Origin of the sequence: Colwellia sp. MB3u-55 (assembly GCF_014076785.1) — a bacterium.
GTDB lineage: Bacteria > Pseudomonadota > Gammaproteobacteria > Enterobacterales > Alteromonadaceae > Colwellia_A.
In genome coordinates this window covers 112,270-128,725 of the sequence record NZ_JACGUS010000116.1, presented here as the reverse complement: position 1 = coordinate 128,725, position 16,456 = coordinate 112,270, and the positions used below count along the sequence as shown (strand labels likewise).

Annotated in this window: 11 protein-coding genes; 4 read left to right on the top strand and 7 right to left on the bottom strand. The window is 38.0% G+C overall.

The features are described from left to right. Nucleotides 1-31: 31 nt before the first annotated feature. On the bottom strand, nt 32-862 hold the full coding sequence (locus tag H4J66_RS12580) for a LysR family transcriptional regulator (RefSeq protein ID WP_182175241.1): 831 nt from the start codon (nt 860-862) through the stop codon (nt 32-34). A 127-nt stretch (nt 863-989) separates the two neighbouring features. On the opposite strand from H4J66_RS12580, the gene H4J66_RS12575 reads away from it, so the two are divergent. The 3 genes from H4J66_RS12575 to H4J66_RS12565 all read left to right on the top strand — a co-directional run bounded on the left by H4J66_RS12575 (nt 990) and on the right by H4J66_RS12565 (nt 5,591). After that, nucleotides 990-2,183 (top strand): acyl-CoA dehydrogenase, encoded by a 1,194-nt coding sequence (locus tag H4J66_RS12575; RefSeq protein WP_182175238.1) that lies wholly within the window; start codon nt 990-992, stop codon nt 2,181-2,183. Between the two features lie 115 nt (nt 2,184-2,298). Then, a complete protein-coding gene (locus H4J66_RS12570; protein WP_182175235.1) occupies nt 2,299-4,503 on the top strand; it encodes an alpha-ketoacid dehydrogenase subunit alpha/beta in 2,205 nt (734 codons plus the stop codon). Beyond that, the gene (locus H4J66_RS12565; protein ID WP_182175232.1) at nt 4,500-5,591 is read left to right on the top strand and encodes an ACP S-malonyltransferase; all 1,092 of its coding nucleotides are present in this window, start codon (nt 4,500-4,502) and stop codon (nt 5,589-5,591) included. The genes H4J66_RS12570 and H4J66_RS12565 overlap by 4 nt, the downstream gene beginning before the upstream one ends. 784 nt (nt 5,592-6,375) lie before the next feature. On the opposite strand, the gene H4J66_RS12560 is transcribed toward H4J66_RS12565, so the two are convergent. From H4J66_RS12560 to H4J66_RS12535, 6 genes are all read right to left on the bottom strand, one after another. After that, a complete protein-coding gene (locus tag H4J66_RS12560; protein ID WP_182175229.1) occupies nt 6,376-7,260 on the bottom strand; it encodes a LysR family transcriptional regulator in 885 nt (294 codons plus the stop codon). A gap of 130 nt (nt 7,261-7,390) precedes the next feature. Continuing rightward, the gene (locus H4J66_RS12555) at nt 7,391-8,221 is read right to left on the bottom strand and encodes a sulfite exporter TauE/SafE family protein (protein ID WP_182175226.1); all 831 of its coding nucleotides are present in this window, start codon (nt 8,219-8,221) and stop codon (nt 7,391-7,393) included. 179 nt (nt 8,222-8,400) lie between these two features. Further along, complete coding sequence (locus tag H4J66_RS12550; RefSeq protein WP_182175223.1) at nt 8,401-9,483, bottom strand: methionine synthase; 1,083 nt, start codon at nt 9,481-9,483, stop codon at nt 8,401-8,403. A 27-nt stretch (nt 9,484-9,510) separates the two neighbouring features. After that, nucleotides 9,511-10,488: a DUF1852 domain-containing protein gene (locus H4J66_RS12545; RefSeq protein ID WP_182175220.1), complete on the bottom strand. Its 978-nt coding sequence runs from the start codon at nt 10,486-10,488 to the stop codon at nt 9,511-9,513. Nucleotides 10,489-11,325: 837 nt separating this feature from the next. Next, nucleotides 11,326-12,711, bottom strand: coding sequence for a serine hydrolase (locus tag H4J66_RS12540; RefSeq protein ID WP_182175217.1), 1,386 nt, complete (start codon nt 12,709-12,711; stop codon nt 11,326-11,328). A 40-nt stretch (nt 12,712-12,751) separates the two neighbouring features. Then, nucleotides 12,752-13,753: an alpha/beta fold hydrolase gene (locus H4J66_RS12535; RefSeq protein WP_182175214.1), complete on the bottom strand. Its 1,002-nt coding sequence runs from the start codon at nt 13,751-13,753 to the stop codon at nt 12,752-12,754. Nucleotides 13,754-13,959: 206 nt separating this feature from the next. Between H4J66_RS12535 and H4J66_RS12530 the strand changes: the two genes are divergently transcribed. Further along, nucleotides 13,960-16,032 (top strand): winged helix-turn-helix domain-containing protein, encoded by a 2,073-nt coding sequence (locus H4J66_RS12530; RefSeq protein WP_182175210.1) that lies wholly within the window; start codon nt 13,960-13,962, stop codon nt 16,030-16,032. Nucleotides 16,033-16,456: the final 424 nt, after the last annotated feature.

The window sequence follows — 16,456 nt, the reverse complement described above, 5'->3', positions numbered from 1 at the left end:
ATAGACAAATCTGCTTCATTATCAGCAATGTCTAATGGGCATGTTTACGAGCTAAACGCTTTAAGTTATTGATGGCTTTTGACGATGTTGTGTATGCTAATACAATTTCTCGAGTGAGTTGTAAGCCGACAATTGGCCTAAATACCACGTCACTGCGTTTAATAATTTCACTGTGTGCGGGTAAAAATGCGCAGCCTAAACCAGCATGTACCAAGCCAAGTGCATAATCTATGGTGGTGATTTTTGCTCGTACGTCGAGACTAATACCGGCGATGGCTAAAGTGTCTTGTAGGTGATCCCAAGCACTGCAAGGCATGCGCTGAATAAAAGGTAAGCCATCTAACTGCTGAATTGTGACGGTATCTTCGAGGGCAAATATATGATCATAAGGTACGGCAAGTAAATAATCTTCATGCCACATGTCTATATACTGCTCATTTTCCTGTAATTCATCTTTTAGAATAATACGTGCATCAACATTTTCAGTATGTGGCACTAAAGTCAATTCGACAGAAGGGTTTGCTGAGGTGAATTCTTTTAATAATAAGCTCATACGTTCAACACCTAAGCCGCGGGTAACGCCTAAGTTAAAAGGTTGCTTATGGGTTTTTTCTGAAAAAACGTTTTTTATTGCGCCTGCTTGCCCTAACAGCTGTTTGGCCAATGGAAATAATTTTTTACCTTGCTCTGAAGGCGTTACACCACGTGCATGACGAATAAAAAGTTTCACTTTCAGTTGTTCCTCAAGTTGTGCTATTGCTGCAGATATTGAAGGCTGGGCGATAAAACACGCTTTTGCAGCAGCACTAAAACTTTTTAACTCATAAACTGAAATAAAATAATTGAGTGATTTTAAATCCATAATAAACTTAGTTAACTTAGTTATAGCTTTAAACTATATCAGTTAAAGGAAAATAATATTTTAACTTTGGCTAGTATTTGCTTATTATTTTTGCACTTAATTATTTCTCAGCTTAGCAGGTAATTTCATGTCTCATTCAAGCAGTGCAAACCGTCCCTCGTTTAAATGGCAAGATCCACTTTTATTGGAATCTTTATTGTCTGAAGAGGAGCGAATGATCCGTGACAGTGCTCATCAATATTGCCAAGAAAAATTAATGCCAAGAATATTAATGGCTAACCGAAATGAAGAGTTTGATGTTGAAATTATGCGCGAACTAGGTGCGCTGGGCTTATTAGGCGCTACATTACCTGAAAAATATGGCTGTGCAGGCGTGAATTATGTTACTTACGGCTTAATTGCACGAGAAGTTGAACGTGTAGATAGTGGTTATCGCAGTGCGATGAGCGTGCAATCATCTCTAGTTATGCATCCAATATATGCTTACGGCAGTGAAGAGCAACGGATGAAATATTTACCTAAACTAGCATCTGGTGAATACATTGGTTGTTTCGGTTTAACTGAGCCTAATTCAGGCTCAGATCCAGGTAGCTTAACTACACATGCTACTGCGGTTGATGGCGGTTATCGCATTACGGGTAATAAAATGTGGATCACGAACTCTCCCGTTGCAGATATTTTTGTGGTTTGGGCCAAACTTGATGGCGTGATTCGTGGTTTTGTTTTAGAAAAAGGCATGGAAGGTTTAAGTGCACCAAAAATTGAAGGTAAATTTTCGTTACGAGCATCCATTACCGGTGAAATCGTTATGGATAACGTTTTTGTACCTAGCGATAATATGTTACCAAATGTTAAGGGTTTATCTGGCCCATTTGGTTGTTTAAACAAAGCACGCTATGGCATTGCTTGGGGCGCTTTAGGTGCTGCAGAATTTTGTTGGCATGGTGCTCGACAATACACACTAGACCGTGAACAATTTGGTCGTCCTTTGGCAGCAACACAGTTAATTCAGAAAAAATTAGCCGATATGCAAACTGATATCACCACGGGTTTATTAGCTTGCTTACAAGTGGGGCGTTTAATGGATTCGGATCAATTAGCACCCGAAGCTATTTCGCTAATCAAACGTAATTCATGTGGTAAAGCATTAGAAATTGCTCGCACGGCTCGTGATATGCACGGTGGTAACGGTATTGCCGATGAGTATCATATTATTCGCCATATGATGAACCTTGAAGCGGTTAATACTTATGAGGGTACTCATGATGTGCATGCCCTGATACTAGGTAGAGCACAAACTGGCTTACAAGCATTTTACTAAAACACTGATTAAGGCGTATTTAATACGCCTTTTATTTACGCTTTTTTTGATGCTTCATATAGCCCTATCGCATTAGTTTTAAAACACAATAATAATAATTCCTAGTGGAGATATCATGTCTGATCGTAATCAGCTGGTGAAAGAAAATTTTATTAACTTTGTTCGCGCCCAAACCTTACCTGAATCAACTTGTACTTTAACTCCTAGTGATGTTGGATTAAGTTCAGCTGAAGTTATTGATCTATTTGAAACCCAAGTAATGAGTCGCCACCTTGATTTGCAATCACGTGTGATGCAGAAAAAAGGTCAAAGTTTTTATACTATTGGTAGCTCAGGTCATGAGGGTAATGCTGCTTATGCCAAGGCATTTCGTCCGACAGATATGGCATTTTTGCATTATCGCAGTGGCGCGTTTGTTATTCAGCGCAGTAAGCAAGTACCAGGACAAACGATTTTATATGACATGCTATTGTCATTTGCGGCATCAAAAGATGACCCTATCTCTGGCGGTCGTCATAAAGTGCTTGGCAGTAAAGCGCTCGCTATTCCGCCACAAACTAGCACCATAGCGTCGCATTTGCCTAAAGCGATGGGCGCTGCATACAGCATTCCGTTAGCAAAACGTTTAGCGCATAAAGGAGAAATACCAGACGATGGCGTCATTATTTGTAATTTTGGTGATGCTTCATCGAATCACTCAACCACACAAGGGGCAATTAACAGCACAGCTTGGGCGGCTTATCAGTCTATTCCTATGCCAATTGTTTTTGTCTGTGAAGATAATGGTATTGGTATTTCAACGGTTACACCGGAAGGCTGGATCGCCGCTAATTATGAAAATAGAGCCGGTTTAACTTATCTCTATTGTGATGGCTTGAATATTTTAGATACCTATAAAACTGCCAAAGAAGCAGAACGAATTGCTCGAGAATTGCGTAAACCCGTGTTTTTACATATCCGCACTGTGCGTATTCTGGGGCATGCGGGCTCTGATGCTGAGTTTGTTTACCGTGATATTGCTGACATTACGGCAACAGAGTTTCAAGACCCTTTATTACACACCGCGCGCATTATTTTAGAAAACAATATCTTAACGGCTGAAGAGCTGATCGATATTTATCAAAACGTTGAAAAGCGCATTGAAGTTATTGCTGAAAATGCCGCTAGCAAAGAAAAACTGGCCAGTGCAGATGCCGTAATGGCAAGCATTATACCTAGTCTGACTAAAGCACGTAGTTCAGTGTTAGTTAGCGATAAAGCTCGCGCAGAAATTTTTAAACATGAGAAACATAACCTGCCTAAAAAACAGCATTTAGCAAAATTGATTAACTGGGCATTGATGGACTTAATGGCTGAATATCCCAGTATTGTTATGTGCGGTGAAGATATTGGCAAAAAAGGCGGCGTTTATAACGTTACGGCAAAGTTATGTCAACGGTTTGGCAAAAGCCGGGTGATTAATACCTTGCTAGATGAGCAAACGATTTTAGGTACCGCTATTGGTTTAGCGCACAACGGTTTTCTACCTATCCCTGAAATTCAATTTTTAGCTTATGTGCACAACGCTGAAGATCAAATTCGTGGCGAAGCGGCGACATTACCGTTTTTCTCAAATGGGCAATTTACTAATCCCATGGTGATCCGCATTGCGGGTTTGGCCTACCAAAAAGGTTTTGGTGGTCATTTTCATAATGATAACTCTTTTGCCGTTTTTCGCGATATTCCAGGATTAATCATCGCTTGTCCGTCAAATGGTGCCGATGCAGTTGAAATGATGCGCGCCAGTGTACGTTTAGCACAAGAGCAACAACGTATGGTGATATTTTTAGAGCCAATAGCGCTTTACATGGCGAAAGACTTACACCAAGAAGGTGATGGTTTATGGACCTTTGAGTATCAGCCTCCTGAATTGGCAGACAGCAGTATCGATTTAGGCGTTAAGGTTGCTGGCTCAGGCAAACAACTGTGTATCTTAACGTATGGCAATGGCAATTATTTATCGCGCCAAGCACAAGCAAAATTAGCAGAGCAGGGAATTGATGCACGTGTTGTTGATTTACGTTGGTTAGCACCATTAGATGAAAAAGGTATTTTGGCGCAAGTGAATGATTGTGAGCATGTGCTTATTGTTGATGAATGTCGTCAAACGGGCTCAATTAGTGAAGCGCTAGTGACTTTAATTCATGAGAAAACAAGTGAATGCCCCAAAATAAAACGCGTTACCGCAAGTGATAGCTTTATTCCTCTAGGCGCTGCAGCCTATGAGGTATTACCATCGGTTAAGAATATTGTCGATGCTGCGAAGGAGATTTGCCAATGAGTTCGTCAATAAAAAATACCGATAAATCACCAGTAAAAGCCATGAATAAGAAAAAGCAAAGAGTGGTAATTATTTGCCCTGGCCGAGGTACATACAATAAAGAAGAACTAGGGTATTTACAGCGTTTTCATAGTGATAAAACAGAAATAGTTTCATTAATTGATGATTTTCGTGACAGTCAAGGGCAAATGAAAGTTTCTGAACTTGATGGTATGGAAAATTACAGCATGCCTACCCATACTGCCGGTGAAAATGCTTCGGCACTTATTTATGCTTGTGCATTATCAGATTATCAAGCCATTAATAAAGACGAGTTTGATATTGTCGCGGTTACTGGCAACTCTATGGGTTGGTATATAGCATTAGCGGTTGCTGGCGCATTAAAACCCAAACAAGCTATTAAGCTAATTAATACCATGGGTTCGATGATGACAAAAGGTGTGATTGGTGGACAAATGATTTATCCAATCATTAACGATGAGTGGAATATTGAGCGAGAACAAGAACACCAGGTTATGCAATGGTTAGCACAAGCAAATCAACAAAGAGATTGTGAAGTTTATGTCTCGATTAATTTAGGTGGTTATATAGTTTTTGGTGGTAACAAGGCCGGTTTGAAAGCGTTAGAAGCGTTACTGCCTGTGGTGCAAGACCGTTATCCAATGAATTTATTTAACCATGCAGCTTTTCATACACCGCTGCTAAGTGATGTTTCAAAACGGGCGGTGGAACTATTGCCCGCACAACTGTTTAATGCCCCTGAAATACCGTTAATTGATGGCTTAGGCAAAGTTTGGCAACCTTATAGTTGCGATGTTGAGCAATTACATAACTACACGCTTAAGACACAAGTGGTAGAGCCTTATAACTTTTCAAAAGCGATCGAGGTAGCCATTAAAGAGTTTGCGCCCGATAAGCTTATTATTTTGGGCCCAGGTGCTACCTTAGGTGGTGCAGTGGCGCAGAGTTTGATCAGCCATCATTGGCTTAATTTACAAAGCAAAGCTAATTTTATAGCGCAGCAAAAGGAGAACCCTTTTATACTCGCCATGGGATTATTAGAGCAACGTAAAAAGGTCGTATTATAAGTTTAAAATAACAACTAAACATTCTTGTATAAAACTAACTCAAGTTTCGTGATTCAAATATAATAAAAAATGATAATAATTTTAAATTATACGATGTCTCAATGTGGTAAATACTGGTTAACTAGACAACGTAAAAAACCAAAAGAGACATCGAATGGATTCTGTGACAAACATCTTAAACTTATCATCACTAACGGCTGACCTATTTGAACAAGCAAACCTTAAGATCGACAATACTTTCAATTCAACATCTAAGAGCACTGGCTTTAATATAATGTAAGTTTTCTTAGCGCTCAGGCAAATCTGCTGATAACGTTGTTTATCTGTTGATGCTTTGGCTAAAAGTAGACTCTGTTAGACTGTTTTCAATAAATACTTTATTAAGTTTTCCGCAACAAAAAAGACGCCTTATATGACCTACCAACCGCGAACTGTCAGTTTCCTACTGTGATGATATTTTGGTATTGCAGTCAGGAAAGTCGGCATTGTTGACGTTAACTACTGTTTATTCCTTAGGTCAACTGATAGCCAAAAGCGGAAGTTAGCTTTTTAGTTACTAACGCCAGTTCAGAGCCTATTGCTGACATTCGCTTTTGTAGAATCATGATCATATTTATGGCAACGCTAGTCAAAATTTAATGCTTTATTGTGGGGCTGATTTATGCACATTATAGACATTGATTTTACTCGAAAATCCCTTAAAGTCTATTATATGGTTAGTCTACGGGTAATTTAAAGTTATGAAGGACACTTCAAAACGATCCCTCAAAGCTACACTCATTGATCATTTTGTTTTTTTAGCTTGAGCAATAAAATCACTTAGGTAATCAATTTTTTGTTCGTCCTTGCGGATACCGACGAAAATCTGTTTACTAATTCCTTTCTTTCCAAAGCGAATACTTTTGATAGGCATTGATTTTGAGTATTCATCCACTAGCCAGCCGGGCAAGGCACAAATACCTCTGCCAGCAGCGACCATTTGCAACATGATCTCAGTTGTTTCAATGTATTTATGTTTCTTTACTGAACACTTTGCAGGGTTAAGAAATTGACTAAAAATGTCGAGTCTAAGTGGCTCTACAGGGTAACTAAATAGGTTTTCATCGCTTAGTTGCTCCGGTAACACAAAATCTTGTTGTGCCAGTTTGTGAGACTCGGAAACTACCAGTCTATGTTCATATTCAAAAACAGGTATGTAGTCTATTTTAGGCTTAAAAAGCGGATCAGGTGTAATAAGTACATCTATTTCGTAGCTAAGTAATGCACCTAAAGCCCCAAACTGAAACTCTTGTTTCACATCCATATCAATGTCAGGCCACTGCTCTAGATATGGCTGTATAACCCTGAGTAGCCATTGATAACACGGATGACACTCCATTCCTATTCGTAATGCACCCATCTCACCTTTGGAAATTTGATTTAATAATAATTCCGTGTGTAAAAACTGAGGCAATACTCTATTAGCAAGCGTTTGAATGCGCTCTCCAGCAAGTGTAAGGCGTAAGTTTCGACCATCTTTTTTCCATATCTGAGTAGCAAGCTGCCCCTCTAGTTTTTTGATACTGTGACTTAACGCAGATTGGGATAAGTGCAACGAATTAGCCGCTTTAGTTAGGGTTCCATGATCTTTGATTGCAGTGAGTATTTCTAAATGGATCCTTTCTAACATCGGTTAACTCCTATATTTAGCTTTAATGATGAACTTCTAGCTTTGATGATGAACTAAATTCATCGATTGATGAAGTCATATTATTCTTATTCATCAATCGAATAATTTACCATTTGGATAGAAACAAAGTTTATAAGAGAAGTTGCACCAACATACGTAAGCCAGTCAATAGTAATACTAAGGAAAAGATTCTTTTGAGTTTTACCGCATCTAATTTTGCGGCCAGTGATACCCCTACCGGTGCGAATAATACCGTTAGCGGCACAATACAAAGAAAGCCAAATATATTGACCAAGCCAAATGTACCAGCTGGCGCATCGCTTGGTGTACTACCCAAAGTCAGCATTGTGAGCGTAGCGGGTAACGAAATAATTAATCCTATTGTCGCAGCTGTGCCAACTGCCTTGTGAGTCGGATAGCTATACAGGGTCAGTAGTGGAACTGAAATAGTGCCGCCGCCAATCCCAACCATTGAACTGAAAAAACCAATGAATGTGCTTATTACTGCTTGTCCTGCTTTACCAGGAAATTTTTGATACAGAGCGGATTTTCCAGTTCTGAATAACATATTTAGTGCCGATAAAACCGCTATCATCCCAAACATCATAGTAAGTATAGTACCGTCAACGCGAGTCACTAACCAACTACCACCCATGACACCTATAAGAATAAATAGAGCCCAACGCTTGAGTAGGGCAAAATCAACATTACCTTTTTGGTTGTGAGAACGTATTGAACTAATCGACGTTGGTACTATGGTAGCCAGTGAGGTTGCTGTTGCAACAAGCATCGCGGATTCTGATGACACGCCAAAGCTCTGGAACAAGAAAAACAGCACAGGTACGATGACAATACCGCCACCTACACCTAACAAACCAGCTAAAATTCCTGCGAATACACCCGTGCCAGCCAATGCCAAAAAGGTAGAGATATTATTTGTTATCAATTCAATGATACTCATTAGATACTACTTCTATTTTTCTTTTTTATTGTTTTAAGAACCACAAAGACCTTACTATCAATTCAAGAGGTAATTGCAAACAGTATGACTCTATTATTTTTAACCATCAAAAGTAACTTGGGTAAAATTAATATACCTCTTCGTTAATGCTTAGTTATTGACTTGTTACTCATGGTTATTCATAAGTTACGGGTGGAAAGTTCTCTTCGGACGATTTCTGTGCCTGCACTTAAAGCCTTTAGTTTTCCCCTTGCTACATCACGAGACAAAGGAGCCATACCGCAGTTAGTGCAAGGATAGAGCTTGTCAGCATCTACATACTTGAGTGCTTCTCGTAGGGTACTGGCGACTTCCTCAGGTGTTTCAATGCTATCAGTTGCCACATCAATGGCACCTACCATCACTTTTTTACCTCGAATAAGTTCAAGTAGCTCCATTGGAACATGGGAGTTATGACATTCGAGCGAGATAATATCGATATTAGATTTTTGCAGTTTTGGAAAAGCTTCTTCATATTGTCGCCACTCAGACCCCAACGTTTTTTTCCAATCTGTGTTGGCTTTAATGCCATAACCATAGCAAATATGCACAGCGGTTTCACACTTAAGCCCTTCGATTGCTCTCTCTAAACAAGCAATCCCCCAATCATTAACCTCATCAAAAAACACATTAAATGCAGGCTCATCAAATTGAATAATATCAACACCCGCGGCTTCTAACTCTCTGGCTTCTTGATTAAGGATTTTAGCAAATTCCCATGCGAGCTTTTCGCGACTTTGATAATGGTCATCATAAAGTGTATCTATCATCGTCATTGGGCCTGGCAAAGCCCATTTAATAGGTTTATTAGTTTGCTGGCGTAAAAGCTTTGCATCTTCAACAAACACCGGCTTTGGTCGAGAAACTGCACCAATCACTGTCGGTACACTCGCGTCATAACGATCACGAATCTTAACGGTTTTGCGATTCTCAAAATCAACGCCGGTCAGGTGCTCAATAAACGTAGTAACAAAATGTTGGCGTGTTTGCTCACCATCACTGACAATATCAATACCTGCTTGTTGCTGCTCTTGCAATGACACACGTAACGCATCGTGTTTTCCGTCAATTAATTCCTGACCCTGTAATTTCCACGGTGACCATAGCGCTTCTGGTTTTGCAAGCCACGAGGGCTTAGGTAAACTGCCTGCCGTTGAAGTGGGTAGTAATATTTTCTGGCCTAGGGTTTTCGGAACATGTGCTTTCAAAATATGTGTTTTCATAATAAATGTGTTGTACCTTTGAGTTAATTAAATAGCGTAATTAGCAGACCACTGCTCAAGCATGGTTTGATATGGTTTGATAAAATGCTCTTCAGCAAATCTCCCTTGCTTAATGGCCAACATACTGCGCTCTTCTCGATCATAAACAATTTGGGTTAATGAATGATCCAGATTCTTCAAATTTGGTTGATAGCAATTTCCTGCAACAGCATTCGCATTATAAATTTCAGGTCGGTAAATTTTTTGAAACGTTTCCATCGTGCTGATGGTACTTATAAGCTCAAGGTTACTGTAATCATTAAGTAAATCGCCAAAGAAGAAGAAAGCCAAAGGCGCAACACTGTTAGGCGGCATAAAATAACGCACCTGTAAGCCCATTTTTTTAAAGTATTGCTCAGTCAAAGATGATTCATTGGGCAAATATTCAAAACCTAATAAAGGATGTTGGTTTTGAGTTCGATTATAAGTCTTGTTATCCGAAACACTCAGACAGATAACAGGTGACTTATTAAAATGCTGTTTATAAATAGTTGAGTTGACAAAATGTTTAAATAGATTGCCATGTAGAACGCCAAAATCATCTGGAATGCTAAATTTGCTTTGACCTTTATTATGCTCACCTAGCAATACACTAAAATCATAATCTCGCACATAAGAAGAAAAGTTATTCCCTACAATGCCTTCAATGCGTTCATTAGTTTGATGATCAACAATATTCGTTTTCAATACTTCAATAGATGGGAAGGTTTGGTCACTGCCCTCAATATTCATATCAACAGAAATGATTTCAAGCTCGACAGAATAACGATCGCCTCTGGGATTATCCCAATACGCTAAAGCATTAAAACTATTGTCGATCATCTTTAAAGCGTTGCTCAAGTTCTGTTGCCGGCTCTCTCCTCTAGCCAAATTAGCAAAGTTGGTTGTAATACGTGTATTGTCTGAAGGTTGATAGTTTTCATCGAGAAGAATGTTTTTAATAGTGAATGTAAAATTTTTATTCATGGCGATCTGTTACCCAATTTAGTGTAAAAACTTAAACTTTTTTCTCTAACTAAATTTTCCATCACAGTTTTTTATTTCTTCCCTCGTAATATATTTAGGAATCGACTGTAATCTTGTTTAGAATTAAGAAGTGTGTATTTTATACTTGATTAATTTGATGAATAAAAATGGTTTTATTTCATTAATTGATGAATAATTCTCATGATTTTATAGCTAAGGGTGAACTGTTCAGTGATTTAAAGGGCGTATGGCCATGCATTTCTGCTTATACTGTTTATCTATTATCAAATGTAAGTTAATTAGGTGGATAAAATCCGAACGTTCAATTAACCGTGTATCAAATGCAACCCGCTTTGGGGCGATAACGGCATAGTACTAATAGTCTATTTTATCTAATTTTTAAAAAGGCGAATAACCGCAATGTTGGCTTTGTTGTTAGTGAAGCCAAGGCTAACGTCAGCTTTCGTATCTTTGCTGACCTTATTGGATCATTGTCGAGTTACAAAAATAATCTCAAGTGTAACTTAAATGTTAAATTTTCTAATCGTGTGACGCATTTCTTATTATTTGTGACGACTCACACATAACCACTAATGGTTAATCTCATCGGGAATGAGAATCGAGGCAATGTGAAATCAAACACTTAGCGTGGTATATGATAATTATTTTTTTCGTCAATTCTCGACCTAAATGAGAATTTCCTCAGGCGCTACTTTAAAAGTATTGGCAGATGCATCAGCAATCACTTTTATCTATTTAAAAACGGAAATGCTATTTTTTGCATAATAGCTAGTAAAACATCATTTATTAATAGCTGCTTTACTGCCAGATTTTGCCTTAGCTTGTGGGATCTTTGATTATAAACTCATGCAACTTAGCAAGTATTTCTAAACTCAGTTTATTGTCGTTCATTGTCCCCTGAAATATACCAATTGGCGTAATAAGGGCAACTTTGTCATCAGTTGTCATCATTAAACTAAATTTTGTTTTATCTGTATTACCTGCAAGAGTGTTCGTTAATTTTTTACCTAATTTAATATCAGCGATACACATGCCATCTTTTTCAGTAAAAGAGAGGTTTACTCTTGATGTTTTATTGCCAAAATGTGCTTGCGTTAGCTGACACTTTTTCTCAGGCTGAGCATTAATTAAGATTTGCAAACTGGCAGCGGTTTCATCTAAAGCAACAACCCAAGGGGTATTGGTCAGTAGAACCATACTTTCATTGCTTTTCGGGAAAACACTTACATGCGAACGTGCGCCAGTTATGCTACCTGAATGATGAAAGTGCTGTTGACCAAAACGATTTTCCTTGATGCGCCAACCAACCCCCATAAAACTACGAGACACTTTAATTTCATCACCATTATCAAACGTTTGAGGGATGTTAAATTGCTGCAAGGTTTGTGTACTAATCGTGTCATCATTTAGCAGCGACACACCAAATTTAGCAAGATCAGCTGCCGTGCCAATTAAACCACCACCCGCCCATTTATAGCCAATATTATTGCGATTAAGGCTATCACCGTTACTATTGTAAAGCTTTGACCAATTGTTGTTTGGCGCGTCAAAATGTTCAGCTTTTATTGAATCTGTATCTAACATTGATGTCATATCAGTCAATTGTTCAAGAAAAGGTTTTTTACCTGCATTTTCAATTATTAATGATAATAAGTTGAACGCAAAACTAGAATAATGATATTCACTGCCGGGCTTATGCAATAATGATCTATTTTCAAATAAGCTCACTCCTTGTTGTACACTTGTATAAGGCGTTGAGCTGTAATCAATATTAAAGTCATGTAAGGCTTGATAGTGTGGGATCCCCGCCGTATGCGTCACCAGCTGCCTAATAGTAAAGTCATACTGCTTTTTGGGAAAGTCAGGAATATACGTATAAATACTTTCATCTAAATCTACTTTCCCCTCGCTCACTAACTTTGCCAATAAACCTGTAGTGACAAATTTTGAAACACTGGCATAACGAAACTCTGTTTTTACAGAAAGGGTAAGCTTGGCACTTTTATCTGCATAACCTACATACCGTGACCACTTTTCACCTTTCTGATTGTAAGATACTGCTGATAGCCCAACGAGATTGGCCGATGCTTTAAGTTCATCAAGGGCAAAATCAGCCAATTGGTTTTGCTGTAAAGCGATACTGGTTGTGCTAAATAATGTTGCCATGAGTACGGCTAACAAACTGAATTTATTGTTCTTCATAAGGTAAACTCCTGCTCTATTGTCGCTATTGCTTAGGTAATTATTTCGTTAATGATTCATTGGGTGCATTCGTTAAAAATGTTGTAATGCTTAATTCAAATTTCTCCGTTTCTTCTACCCAAGGCCAGTGACCACTTTTTTCAAACATCACCTTAATCGCGATATTTTTTGGCATCATAGAATAAAGTCGATGTACTATTTCAGGTGTGGTAATTTTGTCATGTCGACCACCAATAATTAAAGTGGGTACATTAAACGCTTTCAGCTTTGACTCAACTTGTAATCCTGACAAAGTGCCATTTACTTGCCATTCAGGATCATCACCAATAATGTCAAAATAAACTTGGATATTTGAGCCATCGCGTTTGTCACCGGTGCGTACTTTACGCATTGTTTTACGCTTTTTTAGATCATACCAATACATATCAGAGCCAACAGACAACAATTTGCTATAACGATTGTCAGTTGATTTTACCTTGTTTGCTCTTAAGGTTAATACCTGCTCCCAACGTTCTGGATATTTAGTTTTAGTAACGTGCTTTACATGGTCAATATTCATTTGGTGGCTTTTCGCATCATAGGAAGCGTCAACCATAATCAATTTTTCTACGTGCTGTGGGTATTGCAACGCATATTGCAGTCCTTGAATACCACCATAAGAGTGAGCTAATAAAATTAACTTGTCTGCTTTTAAGTGCAGTCGCAAACTTTCTAAATCATCTACGCCCATTTGGGGAGTTAACGCTTTACCTACTACTTCCCTTGTGGCTCGACCTCGTCCCGTTTCGTCAAAGTAGACAACTTGGTAACCATTCTTCAGTAGAAAATCAAACCAACCTAAGAAAACTGCATGACCCGCTCCTGGCCCACCATTAATTAAGACTACAGGTGTTCCTTGTCCCTCCGCTTCAAAATACAACTTGCCATATTTTCCTTGAAATAACTCACCATCACCATAAGTTATCGTTTGCGCGTTAGCGTTCGAATTTACTATAGATAGGCAAAAACATAATGTTATTAATATAATTTTTAGAATGTTCATTTGTTTTCCTGATAATCGTGTTTAATTGCAATACAAGTTAAGGGTTCTACTGCCTTAAGTAATGAATAAAGGGTGAAAATATAGTGGTAAATATGTGGCATTGGTTGGTTTTTGCACGAAACAGGTAAAAACTAAAAACGCTGGCCATGGTATTGATATCAGTTAGGTGGCAATATACTCTTAGAAAAATTCTGAGTAGCGTGAAAATGCAGTATTATTTTGGTCAATTTCGATTATCAATCGACACCGTAGAATTATTTTACCAAGAACAAGTTATCTCAATTGATCCAAAAATGTTCGAAGTACTATGTTTCTTTTGTGTGAATACTGATCGGGTAATTTCACGTGAAGAGCTACTAACAAAAATTTGGAAAAACTCGATCGTAAGTGAAAACACTCTCAATAAATTAATTGCCAGTTTACGTAAATCTTTAAATGATAACGCGAAATCTCCAACATTTATTCAAACCGTGCCTAAGTTAGGTTATCGTTTTATTTGTCCCGTAACTCAATCGGAAAGTCATCAAAAAAACAATTCACAGCGCAATGCTAAAACTAATTTGCCAAATTCATCGCTCAAAAAATTGTCTGCTAAGTTTCACCTATTAACTTTTTCTCTCGTCATTGCTGTAATCGTTTTATCGCTGCTTAGCTGGAAGTATTTGTTTTCAAACACCGCGATTGATAAAGAAAATGCCACCGATATACAGACATTAACGCGCATGGCTGGAAATAAATTTTCACCTTTTATTGCCCAAAATGGAAAAACCTTAACCTTTTTAACACGCCAAGCCGGTATAGATAAATTATGGATAAAAGCACTTAACAGCAACGAGTTAAGCGAAATACTGCACAGCTTTGAACATATTGACCAAATAGTTCAATGGGAAAATAGTAATGAAATTGTATTGTTGGTGCGCAACAAAGGTAAAAAGCAGATAATGCGCGGGCAAGTAGTTGCTAACAAACTTCACTTATTAAGCCAAAGCATGGTCAACATAAATAATTGGCGAATTTATGATATAGCCGCCATAAAAAACAACCAGTTCTTTATGATTGCAAAATCATCCGGACATAATAACCCCGCGCTTTATAGCTTCAACTTCTTTAAACCCGGTATTGAACAAGTACCACTTAATATAAATGACAACGCTATCTTAAGCCGACTCGATATTAACCCCCAGCAAACCCGCATATTACTGCTGTCTAAGAATTATGATGACTCATCATCGCTTTACCAACTGAATATAGAAAACTATGCACAAAGGCACTACCATACGTTCGCAGCTATTGTTCGTAACGCTATATGGCAACATGATGGTGAAGGTGTTTTTTACACAACACCTCCACCAGCTCAGAAACTAATGGCAATAAATTCGGTAAAAAAACAAAAGCCAGCCATAACAATAAGCTCAAGTGAGTATCTATGCTGTGATATGGCACGGATCCCTGATGGCAAAAATTTAATCTATCGAACTAATATCAGAAACTTCAGCATTGATTGGTTAACAAAGAGCGAGTATTCAATTAATAATTCGACGGTATACGACATGTTACCTAAGCTGTTTCACCGCGAACCTGCACTTGCCTTTGTTTCAAAAAGAGATGGACAAGCGCAAATTTACGTTCAGCAAGGTGACAATAGCCCCCGAGCAATATCGGCATTCGAAAACTACAAAGTATTCGGTAATTTAGATATTTCTTTTGATGACACGAAGTTATTAGCAACAGAAGCAAACCGAGTACACATTTTCGAATTGAAAAAAACGCCTAATACATCAAAGCCAAGCACAATTCACCTCGACAACAGAGTTCGATCAGCCGTTTGGGTAAGCAAAAATGTGATTGCCGTTACTCACCATGACGTTGATCAGTCACTTATTACATTTTACAACCAAAAGGGTGAAGCGCTAAAAACACTAGCAAGTCATTGGCAAAGCATTTTGATAGATAATCATAAAGAAGTAGAGATATTCCTAGTAGATAACGAAAGAAAGCTTCATCAAACAACAATTAAGCTCATGCTTTCAGATATGCAGCTACCTACGTATATTGGTCAAATTAATCACCCGGTTAATCGTGATACAAAAATTAACAATGGCAAGTTATACCAAATTCCAAATAATACAGAAGTATTGAACATATCGAATATTAATCAACCAAAAAAAATAATAGAAACACACCCATTTGGCGACAGCTATGGTTTTGATGTTGTTGATAACACTATCGTATATAGTAGTTTAAAATATACTTCAACTGAATTGCATAGAACCAAGTAATGACTTGCATTTCTAGAGCAAAGGTTATTGAAACACCAGAATAAAAGTTAGAGCTAAAGAAAATGACTACCTGAAAATAGGTTAATTTGACTGACTTTAGGGTCATCTGCTATTGGCTCTAGAGCATTACAAGCAGGGAATGAAATTATGATCTCAATTGATGTATATAAATGAGAATCTCCCCCTAAATGAGAATACCGCGAATATTCTCATTCCCGACAAGATTAACTACTAAAAGCACCAAAAACCGAAAAAAACAAAAAACTGAGTAATTACTTCACTTTTTACTTTACACTTATAGAGTTGTTACTCTATAATGCTTTTGTTCTCTTTTAGTGAGCACCTGTTGTAATAATTTTATATTTTAGCTTCCCCAAAGCTATCCAGCCGATGAACTTGTTTTCATCGGTTTTTTTATGCCTAA

Excerpts from the sequence above, each read along its gene's own strand:
- H4J66_RS12555 (WP_182175226.1), bottom strand. The coding sequence starts at position 8,221 with ATGAGTATCATTGAATTGATAACAAATAATATCTCTACCTTTTTGGCA.
- H4J66_RS12535 (WP_182175214.1), bottom strand. The coding sequence starts at position 13,753 with ATGAACATTCTAAAAATTATATTAATAACATTATGTTTTTGCCTATCT.
- H4J66_RS12545 (WP_182175220.1), bottom strand. The coding sequence starts at position 10,488 with ATGAATAAAAATTTTACATTCACTATTAAAAACATTCTTCTCGATGAA.
- H4J66_RS12575 (WP_182175238.1), top strand. The coding sequence starts at position 990 with ATGTCTCATTCAAGCAGTGCAAACCGTCCCTCGTTTAAATGGCAAGAT.
- H4J66_RS12530 (WP_182175210.1), top strand. The coding sequence starts at position 13,960 with ATGCAGTATTATTTTGGTCAATTTCGATTATCAATCGACACCGTAGAA.
- H4J66_RS12570 (WP_182175235.1), top strand. The coding sequence starts at position 2,299 with ATGTCTGATCGTAATCAGCTGGTGAAAGAAAATTTTATTAACTTTGTT.
- H4J66_RS12540 (WP_182175217.1), bottom strand. The coding sequence starts at position 12,711 with ATGAAGAACAATAAATTCAGTTTGTTAGCCGTACTCATGGCAACATTA.
- H4J66_RS12565 (WP_182175232.1), top strand. The coding sequence starts at position 4,500 with ATGAGTTCGTCAATAAAAAATACCGATAAATCACCAGTAAAAGCCATG.
- H4J66_RS12560 (WP_182175229.1), bottom strand. The coding sequence starts at position 7,260 with ATGTTAGAAAGGATCCATTTAGAAATACTCACTGCAATCAAAGATCAT.
- H4J66_RS12580 (WP_182175241.1), bottom strand. The coding sequence starts at position 862 with ATGGATTTAAAATCACTCAATTATTTTATTTCAGTTTATGAGTTAAAA.
- H4J66_RS12550 (WP_182175223.1), bottom strand. The coding sequence starts at position 9,483 with ATGAAAACACATATTTTGAAAGCACATGTTCCGAAAACCCTAGGCCAG.